General features: G+C 66.0%; 19 protein-coding genes and 2 pseudogenes. 10 read left to right on the top strand and 11 right to left on the bottom strand.

From position 1 onward, the window contains the following. The first annotated feature begins 201 nt into the window (after positions 1-201). The 3 genes from AC1D2E_RS10825 to AC1D2E_RS10815 are packed head-to-tail and all read left to right on the top strand — an operon-like array spanning position 202 to position 3,732. The gene (locus AC1D2E_RS10825; protein ID WP_478197406.1) at positions 202-1,995 is read left to right on the top strand and encodes an ABC transporter ATP-binding protein; all 1,794 of its coding nucleotides are present in this window, start codon (positions 202-204) and stop codon (positions 1,993-1,995) included. A 7-nt stretch (positions 1,996-2,002) separates the two neighbouring features. Continuing rightward, positions 2,003-3,037 carry a phospholipase D-like domain-containing protein gene (locus tag AC1D2E_RS10820; protein WP_478197405.1) on the top strand — a complete coding sequence of 345 codons (1,035 nt, stop codon included), beginning with the start codon at positions 2,003-2,005 and terminating at the stop codon, positions 3,035-3,037. A gap of 5 nt (positions 3,038-3,042) precedes the next feature. After that, complete coding sequence (locus AC1D2E_RS10815) at positions 3,043-3,732, top strand: hypothetical protein (RefSeq protein ID WP_478197404.1); 690 nt, start codon at positions 3,043-3,045, stop codon at positions 3,730-3,732. 96 nt (positions 3,733-3,828) lie between these two features. Here the strand turns inward: AC1D2E_RS10815 and AC1D2E_RS10810 are convergent, their stop codons facing one another. Next, a complete protein-coding gene (locus AC1D2E_RS10810; protein ID WP_478197403.1) occupies positions 3,829-4,767 on the bottom strand; it encodes a LysR family transcriptional regulator in 939 nt (312 codons plus the stop codon). 118 nt (positions 4,768-4,885) lie between these two features. Here AC1D2E_RS10810 and AC1D2E_RS10805 point away from each other — a divergent pair, with 118 nt between their 5' ends. From AC1D2E_RS10805 to AC1D2E_RS10795, 3 genes are read left to right on the top strand one after another with little or no spacing between them, the layout of a single operon-like run. Continuing rightward, on the top strand, positions 4,886-6,220 hold the full coding sequence (locus tag AC1D2E_RS10805; protein ID WP_478197402.1) for a DUF3100 domain-containing protein: 1,335 nt from the start codon (positions 4,886-4,888) through the stop codon (positions 6,218-6,220). A gap of 22 nt (positions 6,221-6,242) precedes the next feature. Beyond that, entirely contained in the window at positions 6,243-7,412 is a 1,170-nt protein-coding gene (locus AC1D2E_RS10800) for a M20 aminoacylase family protein (RefSeq protein ID WP_478197401.1), read from the top strand. Positions 7,413-7,419: 7 nt separating this feature from the next. After that, the gene (locus tag AC1D2E_RS10795; RefSeq protein WP_478197400.1) at positions 7,420-8,814 is read left to right on the top strand and encodes an L-serine ammonia-lyase; all 1,395 of its coding nucleotides are present in this window, start codon (positions 7,420-7,422) and stop codon (positions 8,812-8,814) included. A gap of 13 nt (positions 8,815-8,827) precedes the next feature. On the opposite strand, the gene AC1D2E_RS10790 is transcribed toward AC1D2E_RS10795, so the two are convergent. The 10 genes and pseudogenes from AC1D2E_RS10790 to AC1D2E_RS10745 all read right to left on the bottom strand — a co-directional run bounded on the left by AC1D2E_RS10790 (position 8,828) and on the right by AC1D2E_RS10745 (position 17,073). After that, a complete protein-coding gene (locus tag AC1D2E_RS10790) occupies positions 8,828-9,361 on the bottom strand; it encodes a 2'-5' RNA ligase family protein (protein WP_478197399.1) in 534 nt (177 codons plus the stop codon). Between the two features lie 216 nt (positions 9,362-9,577). Continuing rightward, positions 9,578-11,767, bottom strand: coding sequence for a xanthine dehydrogenase family protein molybdopterin-binding subunit (locus AC1D2E_RS10785; protein ID WP_478197398.1), 2,190 nt, complete (start codon positions 11,765-11,767; stop codon positions 9,578-9,580). A 1-nt stretch (position 11,768) separates the two neighbouring features. Next, complete coding sequence (locus tag AC1D2E_RS10780; protein ID WP_478197397.1) at positions 11,769-12,245, bottom strand: (2Fe-2S)-binding protein; 477 nt, start codon at positions 12,243-12,245, stop codon at positions 11,769-11,771. A gap of 34 nt (positions 12,246-12,279) precedes the next feature. Continuing rightward, positions 12,280-12,748, bottom strand: a pseudogene (locus AC1D2E_RS10775) ((R)-mandelonitrile lyase). A 41-nt stretch (positions 12,749-12,789) separates the two neighbouring features. Then, positions 12,790-13,506: a DUF4405 domain-containing protein gene (locus tag AC1D2E_RS10770; RefSeq protein WP_478197396.1), complete on the bottom strand. Its 717-nt coding sequence runs from the start codon at positions 13,504-13,506 to the stop codon at positions 12,790-12,792. A gap of 24 nt (positions 13,507-13,530) precedes the next feature. Continuing rightward, positions 13,531-14,025, bottom strand: a complete 495-nt coding sequence (locus AC1D2E_RS10765; protein WP_478197395.1) for a cytochrome P460 family protein — start codon at positions 14,023-14,025, stop codon at positions 13,531-13,533. Between the two features lie 229 nt (positions 14,026-14,254). Then, a pseudogene (locus AC1D2E_RS10760) lies at positions 14,255-14,533 on the bottom strand (hypothetical protein); the annotation flags it as partial. A gap of 78 nt (positions 14,534-14,611) precedes the next feature. Further along, positions 14,612-15,463 carry an aldo/keto reductase gene (locus AC1D2E_RS10755; protein WP_478197394.1) on the bottom strand — a complete coding sequence of 284 codons (852 nt, stop codon included), beginning with the start codon at positions 15,461-15,463 and terminating at the stop codon, positions 14,612-14,614. Positions 15,464-15,545: 82 nt separating this feature from the next. Next, on the bottom strand, positions 15,546-16,142 hold the full coding sequence (locus AC1D2E_RS10750) for a flavodoxin (protein ID WP_478197393.1): 597 nt from the start codon (positions 16,140-16,142) through the stop codon (positions 15,546-15,548). Positions 16,143-16,155: 13 nt separating this feature from the next. Then, positions 16,156-17,073 carry an aldo/keto reductase gene (locus AC1D2E_RS10745; protein ID WP_478197455.1) on the bottom strand — a complete coding sequence of 306 codons (918 nt, stop codon included), beginning with the start codon at positions 17,071-17,073 and terminating at the stop codon, positions 16,156-16,158. A 221-nt stretch (positions 17,074-17,294) separates the two neighbouring features. Between AC1D2E_RS10745 and AC1D2E_RS10740 the strand changes: the two genes are divergently transcribed. The 4 genes from AC1D2E_RS10740 to AC1D2E_RS10725 all read left to right on the top strand — a co-directional run bounded on the left by AC1D2E_RS10740 (position 17,295) and on the right by AC1D2E_RS10725 (position 21,406). Continuing rightward, entirely contained in the window at positions 17,295-18,197 is a 903-nt protein-coding gene (locus tag AC1D2E_RS10740) for a LysR family transcriptional regulator (RefSeq protein WP_478197392.1), read from the top strand. Positions 18,198-18,296: 99 nt separating this feature from the next. Beyond that, complete coding sequence (locus AC1D2E_RS10735) at positions 18,297-19,190, top strand: LysR family transcriptional regulator (RefSeq protein WP_478197391.1); 894 nt, start codon at positions 18,297-18,299, stop codon at positions 19,188-19,190. A 342-nt stretch (positions 19,191-19,532) separates the two neighbouring features. After that, positions 19,533-20,321 carry a carboxymuconolactone decarboxylase family protein gene (locus tag AC1D2E_RS10730; RefSeq protein WP_478197390.1) on the top strand — a complete coding sequence of 263 codons (789 nt, stop codon included), beginning with the start codon at positions 19,533-19,535 and terminating at the stop codon, positions 20,319-20,321. A gap of 2 nt (positions 20,322-20,323) precedes the next feature. Next, complete coding sequence (locus AC1D2E_RS10725) at positions 20,324-21,406, top strand: alpha/beta hydrolase (protein WP_478197389.1); 1,083 nt, start codon at positions 20,324-20,326, stop codon at positions 21,404-21,406. Positions 21,407-21,685 lie beyond the last annotated feature (279 nt).

The following is a 21,685-nucleotide window of genomic DNA, read 5'->3' as shown; positions in this document are numbered from 1 at the left end:
CGGGTCACCAAAGAGGACGAGCCCGATGCTTGCGTTGGCTGCGCGCCTAAGTTCACAATCCCCTGACTTTGAGAGTCGCCCCACTCACCAGCCCTCCGCATGTCAACTCCACTACCCGCAGAAGCGCCGGCTGCCACTGACCCCCCGCAGCACTCGGCCACCCGGGCCGCCAAGCATGCGGCAAAAGCGCAGGGCCAGGACATGACGCGCCTGGTGCTCGGCCTGGTCAAGCCCTACCGAGGCTGGCTGGCCATCGTGCTGACCGCGATGGTGGTGGAAGTGCTGATGAGCCTGGCGGCGCCCTGGCCCCTGAAACTGGTGCTCGACGATGCCCTCGGCACGCACCACCTGCCGCCGTGGCTCGAATGGGCGCATCAGCTCGGCATCGGCCGCCACACGCTGGGCGTGGCGCTGTTCGCCGGTATCGCGACCCTGGCGATCGCGGTCATCGGCGGGATCGCGACCTACATCGACAACTACTACACCACCAGCATCGGGCAATGGGTCGCCAACGACCTGCGGCTGCGCATCTACGAGCACCTGCACCGGCTCTCGCTGGCCTTCTACGACAGCGCCAAGACCGGCACGCTGATGTCGACCATCACCAGCGATGTCTCGACGGTGCAGGCCTTCGCCTCCTCGTCGACCCTGTCGATCATCGTGGACATCGTCACGATCGTCTTCATGCTCGGCCTGATGATCTGGCTCGACTGGGACTTCACGCTGATCGCGATCGCGGTCATGCCCTTCCTGCTGCTGTTCGTATTCCGCTTCAAGAAGGCGGTGAAGGACGTCACGCGCGAAGTGCGGGTACGCCAGAGCGAGATCGTCGCGGTGGTCCAGGAAGGCCTGGGCTCGGTGCGTGCGATCAAGGCCTTCGGCCGACAGGACCTCGAGGTGCAACACATGGAAGCCGCCAGCCATGCCAGCACCGAGGCCGCGCTGCGGGCGCGCAAGATCAAGTCGCTGCTGTCGCCGGTGGTGGCCGTGGTGGTCGCCCTGTGCACCGGCATCGTGCTCTGGAARGGCACCGCRCTGATCATCGCCGGCACCATGACGGCCGGCGCYCTCACCGTCTACCTCGCCTACCTGAGCAAGTTCTTCAAGCCCGTCAAGGAYCTGGCCGGGATGGCCAGCACCATCGCCCAGACCACCGTSGCSCTCGAGCGGATCCAGAAGATCCTCGGTGCCGACGACATCATCCACGAGCATCCGGACGCCATCGATCCCGGTCGCGCCAAGGGAGAAATCACCTTCGAGCACGTCGCCTTCGGCTATGGCGACGAAGCCCCGGTGCTGCGCGACGTCTGCTTYACGATCAAGCCGGGCCAGGTGGTCGGCATCGTCGGGCCGACCGGCAGCGGCAAGTCGACGGTGGTCAGCCTGATGCCGCGCTTCTACGATCCGACCGCCGGACGGGTGCTGATCGACGGCGTCGACATCAGCCGGCAGAAGCTGCCTTCGCTGCGCGCGCAGATCGGTTTCGTGCTGCAGGAAACGGTGCTGTTCCGCGGCACCATCGGCGAGAACATCGCCTACGGCAAGCCCGGCGCCAGCCGGGAGGAGATCGTGGCCGCGGCCAAGCTCGCSAATGCCGACGAGTTCATCAGCCGCATGCCGCATGGCTACGACTCGCTGGTCGGCGAACGCGGCGACACGCTCTCGGGCGGCCAGCGCCAGCGCATCGGCATCGCGCGCGCGGTGATYCGCAACAGCCCGATCATGATCCTCGACGAACCGACGGCGGCACTCGACACCGAGTCCGAACGCCTGGTCATCGAAGGCCTGGAGCGGCTGATGCAGGGCCGCACCGTGATCATGATCGCGCACCGCCTGAGCACGCTTCGCAACGCCGACAAGATCATCGTGCTGAAGGACGGCATCGTGGTCGAGGAAGGCACCAACGACGAGYTGGTCGCGCTCGGCGGCGTCTATGCCGAGCTGCATCGCATCCAGTTTGACAATCCGACGGCCGCAGTGGCCGCGCCCGCCTGAGGAARYCATGTCGCACCGATTGATCGTTCTGCCCGATGACACCGCCAAGCCGATCCTGGACGCGATCAACGCGGCCAAGCTCGYCCTGAACRTCCGGATGTTCCTGTTCACCGACGAGACGCTGCTCGGCGCGGTCATYGCCGCCAAGCAGCGCGGCGTCAAGGTCCGCGTGATGCTGAACCCGGCGCGGCGCACCGGCGAAGCCGARAACGAGGCCTCGCGGCAAGCCCTGGTCGACGCCGGCATCGAGGTCCGCGACAGCAATCCGAAGTTCGACCTGACGCACCAGAAATCGATGGTGATCGATGACCAGGTCGGCTTCGTCGAATCGCTGAACTGGGAGCCCAAGGACCTGACCGAGACRCGCGACTACGCGGTCGTCACGACGCACGACCTCGAGACCCGCGAGATGGTGGCCTGCTTCGATGCCGACTGGGCGCACGAGGACTTCTCGCCGCATCCCGAGTCGCGCCTGATCTGGTGCCCCGACAACGGCCGCCAGCGCGTGGCCGCCTTCATCGACGGCGCGCAGCATTCGCTGTGGGTGCAGAACGAGCGCTACCAGGACACCGTGATCATCGAGCGCCTGGTGCGGGCCGCGACCCGYGGCGTCAAGGTCCACATCCTGACCAAGCCGCCCCAYTCGCTCAAGGCCGAGAAGCTGATCGAGGGCGTGGGCGGGCTGCGGATCCTGCAGGATGTCGGCGCCAAGGTGCACACCATGAAGCACCTGAAGCTGCACGCGAAGATGATGCTGGCCGACGGCAAGCGGGCCATCGTGGGCTCGATCAACCTGGCGCCGGGCAGCTTCGACGGCCGSCGYGARYTGGCGATCGAGACCGACGAATCCGGCACGGTGCAGCGGCTGGAGGAAACCGCGCAACGCGACTGGGAGTCTTCCCACAAGATCGACCTCAGCGATGCSGGSCTGCTGCACGACCTGCAGAAGCGCCAGCTCGATCCGAGCAAGCTGGTGCTCAACGGCGACGCCGAAGCGGCGGCCGACAAGCCGAAGAAGCACAAGGACAAGGCGAAGGGCTGACCCCCATGAAGCGTATCGGGCTCGCGGCGGCGTGCCTGCTGGCGGCCAGCGCGGCGTTGGCGGCGGCCGATGCCGAGTTCGCGATCCGCTGGGACCCGGCGGACGGCGGCCCCGCCACGATCGAGGCGATCGCCGAGTCGCTGCACCTTCCCGAAGGCAAGCGCAAGAACTTCGAGGTCCGGTATTTCAGCATCAAGCAGCCCACGGATGCGCCCGCGGGCGCCAGTGCGATCGCCCGCGAGCGGCTCTCGGGGGGCGAGATGGAATCGATGTACAAGCTGCGAAGCCCCGCCGCCTTCCCGTCCCGCGGGCCCCAGGCCGACTGGCGCTGTCCCTTCCAGGTCGACGCCAAGCGGAAGAACGAGGTCGACGTCGGCTGGAGCGCGGACGGCGTCTGGAAGAAGAACTACTCGCGCAGTTGCGAGGCCGACGGCCACATCGCCGAACTGCTGCCGGCGCGCTTCATGGCCAAGCCGCTGGACTGCACCAGCAGCATGCTGCGGATGAGCTCGGGACAGCTCAAGATCGAACACTGGAGCCTGCCCGGCGGCAGGCAGGCCTTCGAGGTGTCGACGAACGGCAAGGACAGCGACGCCGAACGCGAGGCATTCGCCCGCCGGGTGGTGCGTCCGTTGATCGCGCGTGGCGTCAAGCCGCTCCAGCAGAGCAAGACCCAATTGGGAAGCAGCTGTTGAACTCCCTGTACCGCGCCGCTGGACGACCTGAAGGCCGCGATCGAGCGTGACAAGGCGGCCGGCAACAAGTACGTGCCGCGCCCCTGACCCGTCAGGTCAGCCCGCCGGTTGCCGCGCCGTGGCGCCCAGGGTGCCGGCCATGTCGCTCACGATCCGGCGCAGCAGCTCGGTCGCCGCGGGCGCCAGCATGCGGCCGTGGCGGGAGATCACGTGCGAGCGGCCCTGGTGCAGCAGCGGGTTCTTCATCGGCAACTCGACCACCTGGGTCGTGTCCAGGTGCGGCGGCAGCGACATCCGTGTGCTCAGCGCATAGCCCAGACCGGCGACGACGAAATAGCCGAGCGCGCTGAACGAGGTCGTGGTCAGCAGGGTCGGCAGCCGCACGCCCTCGCCGATCTCGGCCGCCTCGATGTGCTGGCGCACCCCGAAGCTGCGCTGCAGCGTGGCGCCGGGATAGGGCAGCAGGTCGGCCAGCTTGAGCGGCCGGCCCAGGCGCGCCAGCGGATGGGTCTCGAGCACCAGCGCCTGGATCGGCTGCGGGTGCGAGTGATGCGAGCGCAGCCGCTCGTCCCGGGGCGGCTGGAACAGCAGCCCGATGTGGGCCCGCTCGTCGATCACGCGGCGCACGATCTCGTCGCTGCTGCCGACCTCGAGCGACACCGTGATCGCCGGATGCGAGCGCATGAAGGCCTGCAGGCTGTGGCGCATCAGCCAGTCGATGTAGCCCTCGCCGGCGACGATGTCGATGTGGCCGCGCTCGACCTTTCGGATGGCGTCCATCTGCGCCAGCAAGTGCTGCTTCTGGCTCTCCTGGCGCCGCAGGTAGACCGCAAGCAGCTCGCCGGCATCGGTGGGCGCCACACCGCGCCCGTGCCGCTCGAGCAGCACCGTGCCGCATTCCTTCTCGAGCAGGCCGACGGCCCGGCTGACCGCCGACGGGTCCATGTCGAGCACCTCGGCGGCGCCGCGGACCGAGCCGCTTTCCAGCACCTGCATGAAGTAGCGCAAGCGCCGCGTGTCCAGCTTGTCATCCATGTTCTTACCCCGCGAGCGTTGCATTCAATGCAACAAAGATCCTGAATTTTAGTCATTGATGCAAGGACTTCTTTCTTTGAGACTCGCTGCATCCCATCCCAGAAGAGATCGAAGCCCCATGACTTCCGCCACCGCCGCGCTCGCGCCTGAAGCGCTGGACGCCTCCGCCCTCGGCAAGCTCAAGCTCGTTGCCGTGGCCCTGATCGTCGTCACCGTCGCCGAGCTGATCGGTGCCGCGCAATTCAAGCTGGGCCCCGGCAAGGTGGTGCTGCTGCCGATGCTGTGGGCGCTGCTGCTGGCAGCGGCGTGGGGCATCGCCGCGCGCCACACGCCCTCGGGGGTCCGCATCCACACCGGGCTGCAGTCCTACGCGGGCGGCCTGCTCAACGCCGGCCTGCTGCTGTTCATCGTCAAGCTCGGCCTCACGGTCGGCGCCGCCCTGCCCTATGTGCGCCAGGCCGGCTGGGCGCTGGTGTTCCAGGAATTCGGCCATGCCTTCGGCACCCTGGCGCTGGGCCTGCCGCTGGCCCTGCTGCTCGGCATCAAGCGCGAGGCGGTGGGCGCCACCTTCTCGGTCGGCCGCGAGGGCAACCTGGCGATCATCGGCGAGAAGTACGGCATGGCCTCGGCCGAGGGCCGCGGCGTGCTGGCCGAGTACATCACCGGCACGGTGCTCGGCGCCCTCTTCATCGCGGTGCTCGCGGGCTTCATCACCAGCCTCGGCATCTTCGATCCGCGCTCGCTCGCGATGGGCGCCGGCGTCGGCTCGGGCAGCCTGATGGCCGCAGCCATCGGCGCCATCAGCGCGCAGCAGCCACCCGAGATGGTCAAGCAACTGACCGCTATCGCGGCCGCCTCGAACCTGCTGACCACGGTGGTCGGCTTCTACTTCACGCTGTTCCTGTCGCTGCCGCTGTGTTCGTGGCTGTACGGCAAGCTCGAGCCGGTGCTCGGACGTTTTTCGAAGCGCCAGCCGGCAGACACCGCGGCGCTCGCCGGCATGGCCGGCGTGGCCGCACCGGAGCTCCGCTTCGCCGACAACCTGGTCGCCTGGATCGTGACGGCGGGCGGCGTGATGATCGGCAACCTGCTGTCCTTCAAGGTGCCGATGCTGCAGTCGCTGGCCGGCATGCTCGCCATCATCGCCGTGGTGGGGGTGGTCGGGCTGGTCAAGCGCCTGGTCCCGAAGATGCCGATGGTGCTGGTGCTCTCGCTGGTGGCCACGGTGGCCGGCATCCCGGGCCTGCTGCCGTTCTCCGACGCGCTGATCGCGGTCACCGCCAAGCTCAATTTCATGGCCTTCACCACGCCGGTGCTGGCGCTGGCCGGCTTCTCGGTCGCCAAGGACCTGCCGATGTTCCGCCAGCTCGGCTGGCGCATCGTGGTGGTCTCGCTGACCGCCACTGCCGGCACCTTTCTCGGCGCCACGCTGATCGCCGAATTCTTCCACTGACCCTTTCGAGACCGAACGCTCCATGTACCGCGAACCCGAGATCGCCGAAGACACCCGCCAGCGCATGCTGGCCTGGCGCCACGACATCCACGCCAACCCCGAGACCGCCTTCGAGGAGCACCGCACCGCCAACGTCGTCGCCAACGCCCTGATGCTGATGGGCATTCCGGTGCACCGGGGCCTGGCCGGCACCGGCGTGGTCGGCACGTTGAAGAGCGGCGACGGCCCGAGCATCGCGCTGCGCGCCGACCTCGACGCCCTGAACATGACCGAGCTCGGCGAGCGCGCCCACAAGTCGACCTGCGCGGGCAAGATGCACGGCTGCGGCCACGACGGCCACACCGCCATGCTGCTCGGCGCGGCCGACCACCTGGCGCGGCACAAGCCCTTCGAGGGCACGGTGCACTTCGTCTTCCAGCCGGCCGAGGAGAACGAAGGCGGCGGCCGAAAGATGGTCGAGGAAGGCCTTTTCGACCGGTTCCCGGCCGACGCGGTCTACGGCATGCACAACTTCCCGGGCATGCCGCGCGGCCAGTTCGGCATCCGCACCGGCACCATGACCGCCTACCTCGACACTTTCGAGATCGTGATCACCGGCCGCGGCTGCCACGGGGCGATGCCCGAGACCGGCATCGACCCCGTGATGGTCTCGGCCCAGCTCGTCAACGCGCTGCAGACCATCGTCAGCCGCCGCATCGGCGCCACCGATTCCGCAGTGGTCAGCGTGACCCAGATCCACGGCGGCGACACCTGGAACGTGGTGCCCGAGACGGTGGTGCTGCGCGGCACCGCGCGCGCGCTCGACGCCGCCATCCAGGACCGCGTCGAGCACTCGATGAACCAGATCTGCGCCGGCATGGCGCAGACGCACGGCGCCACGGTCGCGCTCAGGTACATGCGCGGCTACCCCGGCGTGGTCAACACCGCCGCCGAGACCGCGGCCGCGGTCGCCGCGGCCGCCAGCCTGGTCGGCGAGGCGCAGGTCCACACCGACATCCCGCCCGCGATGGGTTCGGAGGACTTCGCCTTCATGCTGCAGAAGCGGCCCGGCGCCTACATCGGCATCGGCGCCGGCGAAGGCCCGAACGACCCGCCGGTGCACAACCCCTATTACGACTTCAACGACCGGATCCTGCCGCTCGGCGCCGCCTACTGGGTGGCGCTTGTCAAGCAGCAACTGGCGGCCGCATAGTCGGGCGATGCTGTCCGTCTTCGACATTTTCAAGATCGGCATCGGGCCGTCGAGCTCGCACACCGTCGGTCCGATGCGGGCGGCGCTGATGTTCGCGGGCGCGCTCGAGCGCGATGGCCTGCTGGCGCGCACGGCGCGGGTGCGGGTCGACCTGCACGGCTCGCTCGGCGCCACCGGGCGCGGCCACGCGACCGACGTGGGTGTGATCCTCGGGCTCTTCGGCGAGGCGCCGGACAGCGTCGACCCCGCCGCGGTGCAGCCCCGGATCGAGGCCTTGCGGCGTTCCGGCACGTTGCTGCTGCTGGGCCGCCATCCGATCGGCTTCGACCCGTTGCGCGACATTCTCTTCATCGGCGAACAGTCCCTGGCCGAGCATCCCAACGGCATGCGGATGGTCGCGCTGGATGCGGCCGGAACCGTGTTGGTCGATCGCTGCTATTTCTCGGTCGGCGGCGGCTTCGTGGTCGAGGGCGGTGCCGAGCCGGCGCCGGCCGAGGCCTGCGGCGCTCTGGTCTGGCCGCACCCCTTCCGCACCGGCGACGAGCTGATCTCCCACGCGGTGCAGCGCGGCCTGTCGGTCGCCCAGCTGATGCGGGCCAACGAGAGCGTCTGGCGCCCGCCCGCCGAGGTGCGCGCGGGCGTGCTGCGCATCTGGGCCGCGATGCGGCAGTGCGTGCAACGCGGCTTCGGCATCGACAACCCGAGCGCCGCCGGACGCCTGCCCGGCACCCTGAACATCCGTCGCCGGGCCCCGCAGCTTCACCGCGAACTGCTGGCGCGCGACGCCGGCGCCGGAGCGGCCGACCCGCTCGCCGCCATGGATTGGGTCAACGCGTTCGCGATGGCGGTCAACGAGGAGAACGCGGCCGGCGGCCGCGTGGTGACCGCGCCGACCAACGGCGCGGCGGGCGTAATCCCCGCGGTGCTGCACTACTACGAGAAGTTCTGCCCCGGCGCCTCGGACGACGGCATCGTCGACTTCCTGCTCACTGCCGCCGCGATCGGCATGCTCTACAAGGCCAACGCGTCGATCTCGGGCGCCGAGGTCGGTTGCCAGGGCGAGGTCGGTGTGGCCTGCTCGATGGCGGCCGGCGCGCTGGCCGCCGCGCTCGGCGGCACGCCGGCCCAGGTCGAGAACGCGGCCGAGATCGGCATGGAGCACAACCTCGGCCTGACCTGCGATCCGGTCGGCGGGCTGGTGCAGATCCCGTGCATCGAGCGCAACGCGATGGGCGCGGTCAAGGCCATCAACGCGGCGCGGCTGGCGCTGCGCGGCGACGGCAGCCACTATGTATCGCTCGACGCCGTCATCAAGACCATGATGCAGACCGGCGAGGACATGAAGTCGACCTACAAGGAGACGTCGCTCGGCGGGTTGGCGGTGAACGTGGTGGAGTGCTGAGGCGCCGCGGCGCTCAGCCGTGCAAGGGCCAGCGTCCGAGCACCATCTGCCGACCCTTGCCGATGAGGCTCCGGATCAGGACGAACTCGCGCGCCTGCCAGACGATGGGTGCCACCGGCAGGTCCGGCACGACCCGCATGTCGCGCAGCAGGGTCATGTGCGGCGTGAAGGCGCCCTGCTCAGCCGCCACGCCGTACAGGCGCAGCGCCGCGCCCAGGTCAATGCGAAAGGCCTGCAGGGCCGGCATCGCTTCGCGCCCCACCAGTACCAGCGGGTGCTTTCTTGCTCTCGATTGGAAACTCGTGACGCCATCGAAGCGCAGCTCGAAGGCCGCGCATTGAAAGCTTGCCGCCGCCTGTCGGGCCTTCGTCACCAGGTCTTCCGGCAACTCGGGCCAGGAGCCCAGGTGGTGCAAGGTCACATGCAGCCGCTCAGCCACGGTCGCAAGGGCCTCGAGGCCGTGATCGGCACGCAGGCGCAGGGCCAGTTCCGCGGCCTGGGCAGCGGTCGCTGGATCCGGCTGCAGCGCGAAGAAGAGGCCGTTCACCGCTCACTCCCATTCGATCGTCAACAGGCAGCTCAAACCCGCATGGTCAAAGGACTTGGCTGCCATCGGCATGGGACTTTACCGTAGCGGTTCCGGCGTGGTCTCTTGCTCATGATCTTCCTGCTTTCTCGGGCCTCGGGCCCGGGTTGTGTCGCAGTGTGGACCACTTGTCGCTGTGTTCGGATTTCCGGCGCCACCTCTGTGAGCGGCGGGGCCTCACGCCACCTTGAGATCCGCCGCCTCCATGGGCAGCCGCCGGATGCGCTTGCCCGTGGCGTCGTGAATGGCGTTGAGCACGGCTGGCGTGATGACCACGGTTGCGATCTCGCCGATGCCTGTCGGATCCTCGGTGCTGGGGATGATGTGGGTTTCCATCACCGGCATCTCGTTCATGCGCAGCACGCGGTAGTCGTGGAAGTTGGATTGCTCGATGCGCCCATCCTTGATCGAGATGTTGCCGAACAGCGCGGCCGACAGGCCGAAGACCGTGCCGCCCTGAACCTGCGCCTCCACCGTGGGGGGCGACACCACCTGACCGCAGTCCACCACGGTCACCACGCGCTCGGGTTTCGCGTTGCCCTCGGCATCGACGCTGACTTCCACGACCTGGGCCGCATAGGTGCGGAAGGAGAACGTGAGGGCGATGCCGCGTCCCCGGCCCTTGGGGAGGGGCTGGCCCCAGCCGGATTTCTCGGCGGCCACCTCCAGCACCCGCAACGCGCGCGGGTGCTTGGCCAGCAGCGGCTTGCGGAACGCAATGGCATCCTGCCCCGCAGCACGCGCCAGCTCGTCGACGAAGCACTCCACCGGAATGGCGTTCTGCATGTGACCGACGCCGCGCCACCAGCCTGTGAGCAGCCCCTCGGGCGGCTCCTGGCGCACGTACTGCACCAGCAGATTCGGAAAGTTATAAGGCCCGGCCGCGTCACGAATGGCGTCGGAATCGAGGCCATTTTTGAAGCCAGCGGGTGCATAGCGCGCGACCAGGGACGAGCCCGTGACGCGGTGGTGCCACGCGATGGGCCGGCCCTGTGCGTCCAGCGTGGCGCTCAGGCGGTTGTAGTGGTAGGGGCGGAAGGTGCTGTGCTGCATGTCCTCCTCGCGCGTCCAGACCACCTTGATTGGGCCTTTGACTTCACGGGCAACGCGCACGGCCTGGGCGACGTAGTCCACATCGAGACGGCGGCCGAAACCTCCGCCCAGCAGGTGGTTGTGCACCTGGACCTTCTCCACGGGAAGGTCCGCAGCCCGCGCCGCAGCGGCCTGCGCGCGGGTCGGCACCTGGGTGCCTAGCCAGATCTCGCAGCCCTCGGGACGCAGGTGCACCGTGCAGTTCATGGGCTCCATCGGGGCCTGGGCCAGCAAGGGCTGCTGGTAGATTGCGTCGATGTTGCGGTGGCCCTGGGCCGCAGCGCCTGCCCGCGCGGCCACCACATCGCCTTCCTTGCGGGCGGTGGCGCCATCCTGCAGCGATGCCTTGGCCAATTCGTCGATCATGGCCTGGGTCGAGTAGCGCGCCGCGGGGCCTTCATCCCACTGCACCTGCGCGGCCGCCAGCCCCTTGCGGGCCGCACCCATGTGGTCGGCCACGATGGCCACCACGTCATCGAGCCGCACCACCTGCCGCACACCGCGCACGCCCATCGCAGCCTCGGTGTTCACGGTCCTTACCCGCCCGCCCGGCACGGGGCTGGCGGCGACGGTGGCCACGCGCAGGCCGGGTAGCTGCACGTCGATGCCAAAGCGCGCTGTGCCGTTGACCTTCTCAGGACCATCGAGCCGCTTCTGTCCGCTGCCGATCTTCTGGAACTGCGCACGCTCCTTGAGCGGGACCTGCGTGGGCACGGGCTGTTGCGCGGCGCGGGCCGCGAGTTCGCCGTAGCGCAGGCGCCGGCCGCTGGCGGTGTGAATCACGCTGCCGTCCTTGGCGGTGCAGGCAGCCGCATCCACGCCCCAAACTTGCGCGGCAGCGGCCACCAGCATCGTGCGCGCGGCGGCACCCGCCTGGCGCATGGGCAGCCAGGCAGTGCGCACGGAGCCGGAGCCGCCGGTCACCTGCACGCCGATGTCCGGCCGCCCATAGAGCTTGTCGTCGGCCGGCGCGTGCTCCAGCCGCACGCGCGCCAGATCCACCTCCAGTTCCTCGCCAATCATCATCGACAGCGCGGTGTAGATGCCCTGCCCCATCTCGGCGCGAGGCATCACCAGGGTCACCACGTCGTCCGAGCCGATGCGCACCACGGCGTTGAAGGTGGCGCGGGCCGCGCCCTCCGGCGCCGCCAACGCCTTGGTGGCCAACAGTGGCAGTTGCACACTCATGAGCAGCGCGCCGCCCGCGCTGGCGGCTTTGAGCCAGGTCCGGCGCGTGAGAGGGGGCGTAGGGAGAAATTGGTTGCTGTCCTGCATCTCAGGCCACCTTTCGGATCGGGATGTGGCGCGCCGCCTGCTTGACCGCCGCGTGGATGCGCTCGTAGGTGCCGCAGCGGCAGATGTTGCCGGCCATGCCGCCACGGATCTCTTCATCGCTGGGCTTGGGCGTCTGCGCCAGCAAGGCCGTGGCGGACATGATCTGGCCGGACTGGCAGTAGCCGCACTGCACCACGTCCAGCTCCAGCCAGGCCTGCTGCACGGCACGGCCGACGTCCGTGGTGTTCACCGCCTCGATGGTCGTGATGGCCTTGCCGGCGACGGCCTCCACCGTGGTGATGCAGGAGCGGATCGCCGTGCCGTCCAGGTGGACCGTGCAGGCGCCGCACAGGGCCATGCCGCAGCCGTATTTGGTGCCCGTCATGCCGAGCACGTCGCGCAGCACCCACAGCAAGGGGGTGTCGCCGTCCACGTCGGCGACCTGCTGTTTGCCATTGACTTTGAGGGTGTAGCTCATGGGGTGTCCTCCTTATTCGTTGGGCCGTGAGATGTCACTGCCCATACTGTTCCTTGCCGACTTTTTCCAACCACTCCACCGATTTGCCATCCAGGGATTCGGAGATCGCGACGTGGCTCATGCCCACGGTGGGGCTGGCGCCGTGCCAGTGCTTGACGCCCGGCGGAATCCAGACGATGTCGCCGGGGCGGATCTCCTGCACGGTATCGCCCCACTTCTGCACCCGCCACCCCCGACGTGACGATGAGGGTCTGCCCCAGCGGATGCGTATGCCAGGCCGTGTGCGCGCCAGGCTCGAAGGTCACGATGCCGCCACCCACGCGCGCGGGCGCGGTCGCTTGGAAGCGGGAGTCCACCCGGACCGAGCCGGTGAAGTTCTGCTCGCCGCCAGCGCTGGAGGGCTGGGCTCCGATCCGCGTGACTTTGATCAGCGCCGGCTCTGTGGCGGAAGCGGTAGACAGTCCAAGAGACAGGGCAATGGCGGCGGCTGTGGGGAGTTTCATATTGATCCGTTCTGCGGTTTCAGGGGGATGCCGGTGGCTCGTCATCTGCCTATCCCTCTTGCTGCCAGATTCGTCACTGCAGCCAGGCGTTTGCGGCGCTGCAGCCATTGCATCGTGTAGTAGGTGAGGAACATGCACAGGCCCGCGACGGCTACGCAGTGACCAAAGAAGTCCACGACCGATTCCTCGAAGTTCCACCAGTCCAGCGACATCTGGAACAAGAGCCTGGAGCGCAAGTTCAAAACGAGCACACTGCACGCACCCTGGCCCGCGATGCCGACGGCGATCAAGCGCAGCACGGCCGTCCGGGCAGCGTTCGCCTCCACGATGCCGAACAGCTTGCGGGCRACCGCCATGAGCAACGGCCAGCGCAGGCCGAGGTGGATGGCTACGACGACCATCAGCCAGTAGGCGATGCCGGCATGGATTTGCCGCGCCCTGAAATCGTCGTCCAGCCGCAGGTCGGCAAACAGCGTCTCGGATATCACGAGGCTGGTGCCCAGCAGCGCCAGCATTCCGGCCAGGAGCACGAAAGTCAGGGCGATGTTGAGCTTTCCGCGCCGCTCACCCTGCCCCTGCTTCGGGAGGGCGACGAACCAGCGACGGTGGAATACGTTGTGAACGACGAGCAGCAGGAACATGCTGATCCCAGCCAACTCATGCGATGCGTTGCCTTGCCAGAAGTAGGCGAAGGCAAACAGCAGCAGCCCGGCAGCGATGCAATCAAGCACCAGTCGCAGCAGAAAAACGGGATTCAAGACAAGGCTCCTCTGCAGTGGCGGCTACTCAACGGGCTTGCCGCGGAACTCCGACAGGCGCCGGGCCGTGAACAGGTAGTCCCGGTCCTTCTGCGATGAATGGCAGGACATGCAGCGTGCAGTGTTCTCCTGCAGGTTGATCTTCCGATCAGGCCAGTACCACTGGAACTGCCAATCGCCGGTGCGGCGGCGCTCCTCGAAATCCGCGCCCCAGCCAGGACCTTTCTCCATGACGAAGTAGCGGTAGATCTTCTCGTCCCGATGGTCCGCCAGCACGAAATGCGTGCCGTTCGGCACGGGCTGCCCCTTCTGGATCGCCTCGATGGCTTGGCGCGTCGTCGAGATGTGCTCGGTCACGTTGCCGCGCCGGACCGTGGTGAAGTGCACCAGGTCTTCGAGCTTGGGAAACGTGACGCGGTTGGCTTCCGCATGCGCCTGCCAGGCAGGCATGAAAACCGCGCAGGTGGTCAACATGACCTGTGCGCTCAGACGAGCGATCTTCTTCTTGGATGGATTCATGGTGTCTTCTTGATTTCCTTCTCCCAGAACCGGACAGCCTCGCCAATCCAGCCCTGCGCACTGGTGCCCTGGCCCGTGCCGAATCCGTGGCCGACGCTGGGATATTTGTGATACTCGACCGGCGTTCCGATGCGCCGGAGTTTGGCAGCGGCGAACCGCCGAAGGAGGCAGTGCCGTGCGAGCCGATCGCCGCAGCCATCCGCGCACCTGCGGAACTGCCCCACAGCGAGTAGCCGCCCGTGCCCACCTGCAGCGAGCGGGCGTTCTGGAAGATGTACGAGACCGCCGCGGCCAGATCCTCGGTGGTCACCCTGCCGCCCTGGCCTGCCCGGTACTTCAGCACGAAGGCATTGAATCCCCGTTTGCTGATTTGGGTGGCGTGAACCGCAGTCTTGTCGGTTGACCCGGGACTCACTTCGCTGGCGTCGCTGCATGGCAACGCGAGGAGCACAGGCAGCACCCCTCCAGCCAGCGTCCGGGCATGGGAAAGCCAACGCGTCGTGCCCATGGCGACACTTGCCTGACGTCCATCGTCTCTATCGTTCTGGGGCACAGGACGGTTTTCCCATCGTTTGACGCAAGCCGATCAAATGTCGAGATGAYGCCCGCTCATCCACTTGACCATGGCCGGGTCTCGATGCGAGAAGAAGCTGCTTTGACCGGTCTCCAGCGTCGCAATCCGCTCCATGTCGGACGGGTCCAGATCGAAGTCGAAGATGTGCAGGTTCTCCTCCATTCGCTCCTTGCGGACCGACTTGGCGAGAGCTCCGACGCCGCGATGCACCAGCCAGCGAAGTACGACCTGCCCCACCGAGCGACCATGCTTGCGGCCGATGTCCACCAGCACTTCGTTCTGGAAAAGGCCATTGCGCGCCTCCGCAAAGGGCGCCCAGGCTTGCGCCTGCACGCCGTTCTCGCGCATGAAAGCCACGCTTTCCTCTTGCTGGTGGAATGGGTTGACTTCCACCTGATTGACGGCCGGGACGACGTCATTGAAGGCCATGATGTCCATCAGCCTGTCGGGATGGAAATTGCTGACGCCGATCGCGCGCACCTTGCCCGCCTTCAGGGCATCCTCCATCGCGCGCCATGAGCCATGCACGTCGCTGAAGGGCTGGTGGATCAGGTACAGATCAACGTAGTCCAGTTGCAGGCGGCGCAGCGATTTCTCGATCGCTTGCTGAGTGCGCTCGTAACCGGTGTCTTGCACCCACAACTTCGTGGTCACGAAAAGGTCGGAACGCGGCACACTGGAATTCTTGATTCCCCTGCCCACGGCTTCCTCATTGAGGTACGAGGCCGCTGTGTCGATCAGCCGGTAGCCGGTGCCGATGGCCTCGGCAACGCAGCGTTCGCATTCCTGCGCATCGGGAATCTGGAAAACGCCGTAGCCGAGGATCGGCATCACGACGCCGTTGTTCAAAGTGACTTGCTGCATGGTGGGCTCCTACGTGTGGACGCAATGATTTGGAAGAACTGAATGGGTCTTCTGTAAATGACGGTGAACACGTGCAGGCCCATCACGTGCGGGGGACACCGCCCAGCCAGCTCGTGACGCGCTCCATCGTTCGCCGCTCCTGGTCCATCTCCATGACGAAACCCTTGAGCAATCGCGCCTTCGGGGCATGGCGAGCGAAGACGGACTGGCTGTTGCCGAGCCCGTAGCCGCCGTGGGTGACGAAGGGGATCAGGGTCTTGCCAGACAGGTCGTGGGCGGACAGGAACGAGCGAATCAACGGCGGCGTGGTCTCTCCCCAGATGGGAAAACCCAGGAATACCGTGTCGTAGTCCGCCATGTTGGACACCTTGGCCTCCAAGGCGGGCTCATAGCCGCTGTCGCGCTCTTTACGTGCTTGCTCGACCGTCTCCAGATAGTCTTCGGGATACGGAGTTGCGGGCCGGATCTCGAACAGGTCGGTGCCGCGTGCGCGCTGGATCAAGCCGGCGACGACGCGCGTGTTCCCGGACCGAGAAAAGTAGGCCACGAGCGTCCTCGGCCCGTCTCGCCGCCCTTTTCCATCGCCTTGGCCGGACGCCGTGTCGGCACTGCCCAAGGACAGCGTCGCGAACGCCGCCATCACCGCCCGTCGGGCCGGATCGTGAAACGTTGTCACCATGACTGCCCTCGAGTTAGCGCCCTACGCGCGCCTGCAATGCGGCGGGATAGCGATCGCCCTGAATCTTCACTTCGTGCAGCGCGGCAGCGATCCTGCCCAGCTCGACCTCGGACAGGTCAGCTGAGGCAGCACCCAGGTTCTCTTCCAGCCGGTGCAGCTTGGTGGTGCCCGGGATCGGCACAATCCACGGCTTCCGGGCCAGCAGCCATGCGAGTGCAATCTGCGCGGCCGTCACGCCCCTGTCCTTGGCAATCTGGTCGAGCAAATCCACCAAGGCCTGGTTCGCCTTGATCGCCTCCGGCGAGAAGCGCGGCACCTTGCTGCGGAAGTCGTCGCTGCCGAAGGTCGCACCTTCCTTGATGGCGCCAGTCAGGAAGCCTTTGCCCAAGGGGCTGAAGGGAACGAAACCGATCCCGAGTTCTTCCAGCGTCGGCAGGATCTTGGTCTCGGGCTCCTGCCACCACAGCGAGTATTCGCTTTGCAGTGCGGTGACGGGCTGCACCGCATGCGCGCGGCGAATGGTCTGGGCACCGGCTTCGGAGAGCCCAAAATGTTTGACCTTGCCCTCCGCGATCAAGTCCTTGACCGTGCCGGCCACGTCCTCGATCGGCACATCCGGATCAACACGATGCTGGTAGAGCAAGTCGATCACATCGGTCTTCAGGCGCTTGAGCGAACCTTCCACCGCCCACTTGATGTGCTCAGGCCGGCTGTTGAGGATCTGCTGCTTGTTGTCGTCGCCGAAGGTGAAGCCGAACTTGGTGGCGATCACCACTTGGTCGCGTACCGGGGCGAGCGCCTCGCCAACGACTTCCTCATTGAGGTAGGGGCCGTAGACCTCGGCCGTATCGAAGAAGGTCACGCCGCGATCTTTCCAAGTTTGCGCTTTTGCATATGTGGTTTCTCCTGTGGCGCCGAGCCGGTGCGTCATCGGCGTGGGGCGCATGGCAACGGGTCGACGGCGAAGGAATCAAGGGCCGACTGCATCGTCTGATACATCGCCGCAATGGACGACGTGCGAAAAAGTGAAGAACCTTGGCGACCTTGCGGGTTCCGCTGCGGGACTACTTCTGTTCACCAAGCAATGTAGTGATCGCACTCCGATACGACTAGATGGCAAAATCGGCAAATACTTGTGAAGTGAGCTCATGAATGCCCAAAGAGAGCTACAACGACCTGCTGGCMTTTATTGCTGTTGCGCGCGCGCAAAGCTTCACGCGCGCAGCGGCGCAACTCGGTGTGTCCCAATCCGCGCTGAGCCACACGATCCGTGCACTCGAGACCAAGATGGGGGTCCGGCTGCTGACCCGGACCACGCGCAGTGTTTCTCCAACAGAGGCAGGAGAGCGATTGCTGCTGAACGTCGCGCCTCGCTTTGAGGAGATTGAGGCGGAACTCGCGGCGGTGGGAGAACTGCGTGACAAGCCTGCGGGCACCATCCGCATCACGGCGTCAGAGAATGCTGCAGAAACGGCACTCTGGCCCAGGCTCGCCAAGCTGCTCCCAAAGTATCCTCAAATCAAGGTCGAGGTCACCACGCAGCCCCGCTTTACCRACATCGTTGCGGAGCGGTACGACATGGGCGCTCGGCTCGGCGATGAAGTGGCCAGGGACATGACCGCCGTTCGCATCAGCCCTGACGTGCGCTTTGCGATCGTCGGTTCACCGGCCTATCTGGTGAAGCACCCTGCCCCCACGAAGCCGCAGGACCTGGCCGATCACGCGTGCATCAATCTGCGCTTGATGAGCCACGGAGACCTTTACGCATGGGAACTCAAGAAGGGCAGACAGAAGGTCAACGTGCGTGTCGAAGGGCAACTCGTCTTCAACGGGACAAGACCGATCCTCAATGCGGCGTTGGCTGGCTTCGGTCTCGGGTATGTGCCGCACGAGGTGGCGCGACCTTACATCGCCAAGGGGCTGCTCAAACAGGTGCTCGATGACTGGTGCCCGACGTTCCCCGGATACCACCTCTACTACCCGAGTCGCCGACAGCTGACTCGCGCCATGACCGTGCTGATCGAAGCGCTGCGTTATCCGGCAACAGGGAAATGAGCTGGCGCCTACGGAGCAATGCCAAGGTGAAACGGCTGAGAAGCGAACCAGCCGTATTCAGTTGGACAAACCGCAATCACACATGAAACCGGTGCACGCATGGCTATAGAGACCTTCAACGACGTCCTCGCGTTCGTCCATGTCGTGCGCGAAGGAAGCTTCACGCGGGCAGCAGCGCTCGTCGGGGTGTCGCCTTCCGCGCTGAGCCATTCCATTCGGGGACTGGAAACGCGGCTGGGTGTCCGGCTGCTGACGCGCACCACTCGAAGTATTTCCCCCACCGAGGCGGGCGAGCGTCTGTTCAGCAGTGTGGCGCCGCGGTTTGAAGACATCGATGCCGAGTTGGCCGCCGTGAAGGAGCTGCGCGACAAGCCCGTCGGGACGATCCGCATCACGTCGGCCGAGCACGCCGCCAACAGCATCCTGTGGCCCAAGCTGTCCAGGGTGCTGCATGAGTATCCCGACATCAACGTCGAGGTCACTGTCGATTACACGCTGTCGGACATTGTGGCCCAGCGGTATGACGCAGGCGTCCGCCTTGGCAACCAAGTGGCCAAGGACATGATCGCCGTACGCATCAGTCCGGATCTGCGCATCGCCGTCGTCGGTTCGCCGACGTACTTTGCCAAACGGACAAAGCCCAAGACGCCTCGCGATCTGGTTCAGCATGACTGCATCAACCTTCGCCTCCCGACCCATGGCGGACTCCTGCCGTGGGACTTCGCCAAGGACGGGCAGGAAATCAAGTTCCAGGTCACAGGGCAATGGGTGTTCAACAGCAGTTCACCCATCGTGCGGGCAGCCCTGGCCAGCTATGGCCTGGCCTTCGTTCCCGAGGACATGGTGTTGGAGCACATCGCCGCTAGGCGCTTGGTCCGGGTGCTCGACGATTGGTGCGCCTCCTATCCGGGCTACCACCTCTACTATCCGAGCCGACGCCAATCGTCCCGTGCTCTGGCCGTCATTGTCGAGGCCTTGCGACATCGAGAATAGTTCACAAGACCTGCTGCGATGAGGTCAGGATGCGCCCGCGCCCGGAACTCATCAGCTTGGCACGCGCTTGCGCATTCGCTTCCATGTGGCCTTGATCTCCCTTGGCCCTCGTGCCACCGCTGCGCGCCAATGCTCGATCCACTTATGAGTACAGCTCAGCAGTGCATGCGGAATTATGGGCTTACTCGAACAGGCTGCATTCCCTACGATTTCATCTTCCAAAAAGGAAGGGCAAAGACAAGCCGTCATCGGGCTCTTATTTGCTCTCATCGACAACATGCCACTTGGCCGTGGCTGATGTGTGCGCTCGCAAGGGTGCGCAATGGATGGAGCAAGTGACCAATGACCAATAGAACGCCCGACAAGTATCTTGAGACAGGTGTGCTGGCCGCTGCGTTGGCCCTGACCCTGGGACTGGCACCTGCGCCCAGCCACGCCGCTCAGGACACCGCGGCACCGCCAGCCATGACCAGCACACCACCCGCATCCGACACGCTGTCCGCCAAGCAGCAGGCCATTCCCCTGATCGCGGCCTACATGGCCACGAGCGACATGCCCAAGCTCACAGCCGCCTTGAACCAAGGATTGGACGCGGGCCTGACCGTCAGCGAGGCCAAGGAAATTCTGGTGCAGCTCTACGCCTACGTCGGCTTTCCGAAAAGCCTCAACGCGCTGGACGAGCTGATGAAGGTGGTGGAGGCGCGCAAGCAGCGTGGCATCCAGGATGCGCCTGGCCGCGAACCCAGCCGTGCCATTCCTACCGGCGAAGCCTTGCTCGCGGCAGGCACGGCCAACCAGACCAAGATTTCCGGCGCGCCGGTCAAGGGCCCGGTGTTCGACTTCGCCCCCGTCATCAACCAGTTCCTGCAGGCCCATTTGTTCGGCGACATCTTCGAGCGCGACAACTTCGACTGGCAGAGCCGCGAACTGGCTACCGTCGGGGCACTGGCCGCGACGCCCGGCGTGGAGGCGCAGTTGCGCTCGCACATGCGTGCCAGCATGCGGGTGGGTTTGAGCGCTGCGCAATTGCGCCAACTGACCCAGGTACTGACCGAGCGTGGCGATGAGCAGGCCGCCAAGCGCGCAAGCGCGGCACTCACGCAAGCGCTGGCTGCCGCATCGGGAGGCTGAGCATGAGAGTCACCAAGACCCTGCTGACCATCGCCATGGTGGCTTTGCTCGCCGCCTGCGCAACCCGTCCCAGTGGCTCCAGCAATTCCACAGGCCCCTTGCTGATTCAGGAGCAAGGCAGCTTTGCAGCCGGCGGCACGATGACCACCGCGCCTGGCACATTCAACCCACGAAAACCGCTGGAGCCCGCGGGCCAGACCTACCACGGCGACCATGCCTACGCCTTCTACCAAATCCCAGTGGATGCCCGGAAACTGCCCATCGTCATGTGGCATGGCGCCGGCCAATTCTCCAAGACCTGGGAAACTACGGCCGATGGCCGCGAGGGCTTCCAGACCATCTTCCTGCGCCGCCGGTTCGGCGTATACGTGATCGATCAACCGCGCCGTGGCGATGCCGGGCGCAGCATGGTCGAGGCGACCCTCAAGCCGACCCCGGACGAGCAGCTCTGGTTCAACCAGTTCCGCGTCGGCCTCTGGCCGAACTACTTCAATGGCGTGCAGTTCGACCGCAGGCCCGAGACGCTCAACCAGTTCTTCCGCGCCATGACGCCGAACACCGGGGCGTTCGACATGAACGTCGTTTCCGATGGCGTTTCGGCGGTGTTCGACCGCATTGGCCCGGGCATCCTGTTCACCCACTCGCAGGGGGGCGGCCCGGGTTGGCTGACCGCCATCAAGAACGGCAAGGTCAAGGCGATTGTGGCCTTCGAGCCAGGCAGCAGCTTCATCTTCCCAGAGGGCGAATTGCCGGCGCCGATTCCCAGCGCGTTCGACACGGTGCAGAGTACAGCGGTGTCGATGCCGCAGTTCATGGCGCTGACGCGAATTCCAATCCTGGCGCTCTACGGCGACAACATCCCGGATCAGGCCATCGACCTGCCCGCCCAGGATAGCTGGCGCGCCCGGCTCACGATGGCACAGCTGTGGCGCGACACGGTCAACAAGCATGGTGGTGATGTGAGGCTGGTCCATTTGCCGGAGATCGGCATCAAGGGCAACACGCACTTCCCCATGTCGGACCTGAACAACGTCCAGATCGCCGACTTGGTGTCGAAGTTTCTGGCCGAGAAAAAGCTGGACTGACGAAACAGCGCACCCACTACGGCGAAGAAGCGAGGGATACCAGAGTCGACGGCGACGGCCGTGACGGTCCCTGAACAGTCTTCCGGGGCGCCGTGTTTTAACCTCAAGGAGCATTCATATGAAACGCACAGTGTTGAAGGCCACCCTCATGGCCGCCATGGTCGGGGTCTCGGGCGGCGAGGCTTTGGCTGCGGACTACGGAAAGAGAAGTGGCGCCGCAAATCCGCACAGCGTCTTAGGTGGAACTCCGGGCATGATGCCGGGCCGAGAACGGTCTGG

Source organism: Variovorax sp. P1_H2 (genome assembly GCF_056405295.1).
The sequence above is the reverse complement of the archived record's forward strand: the minus strand, read 5'-3'. Positions and strand labels throughout refer to the sequence as shown.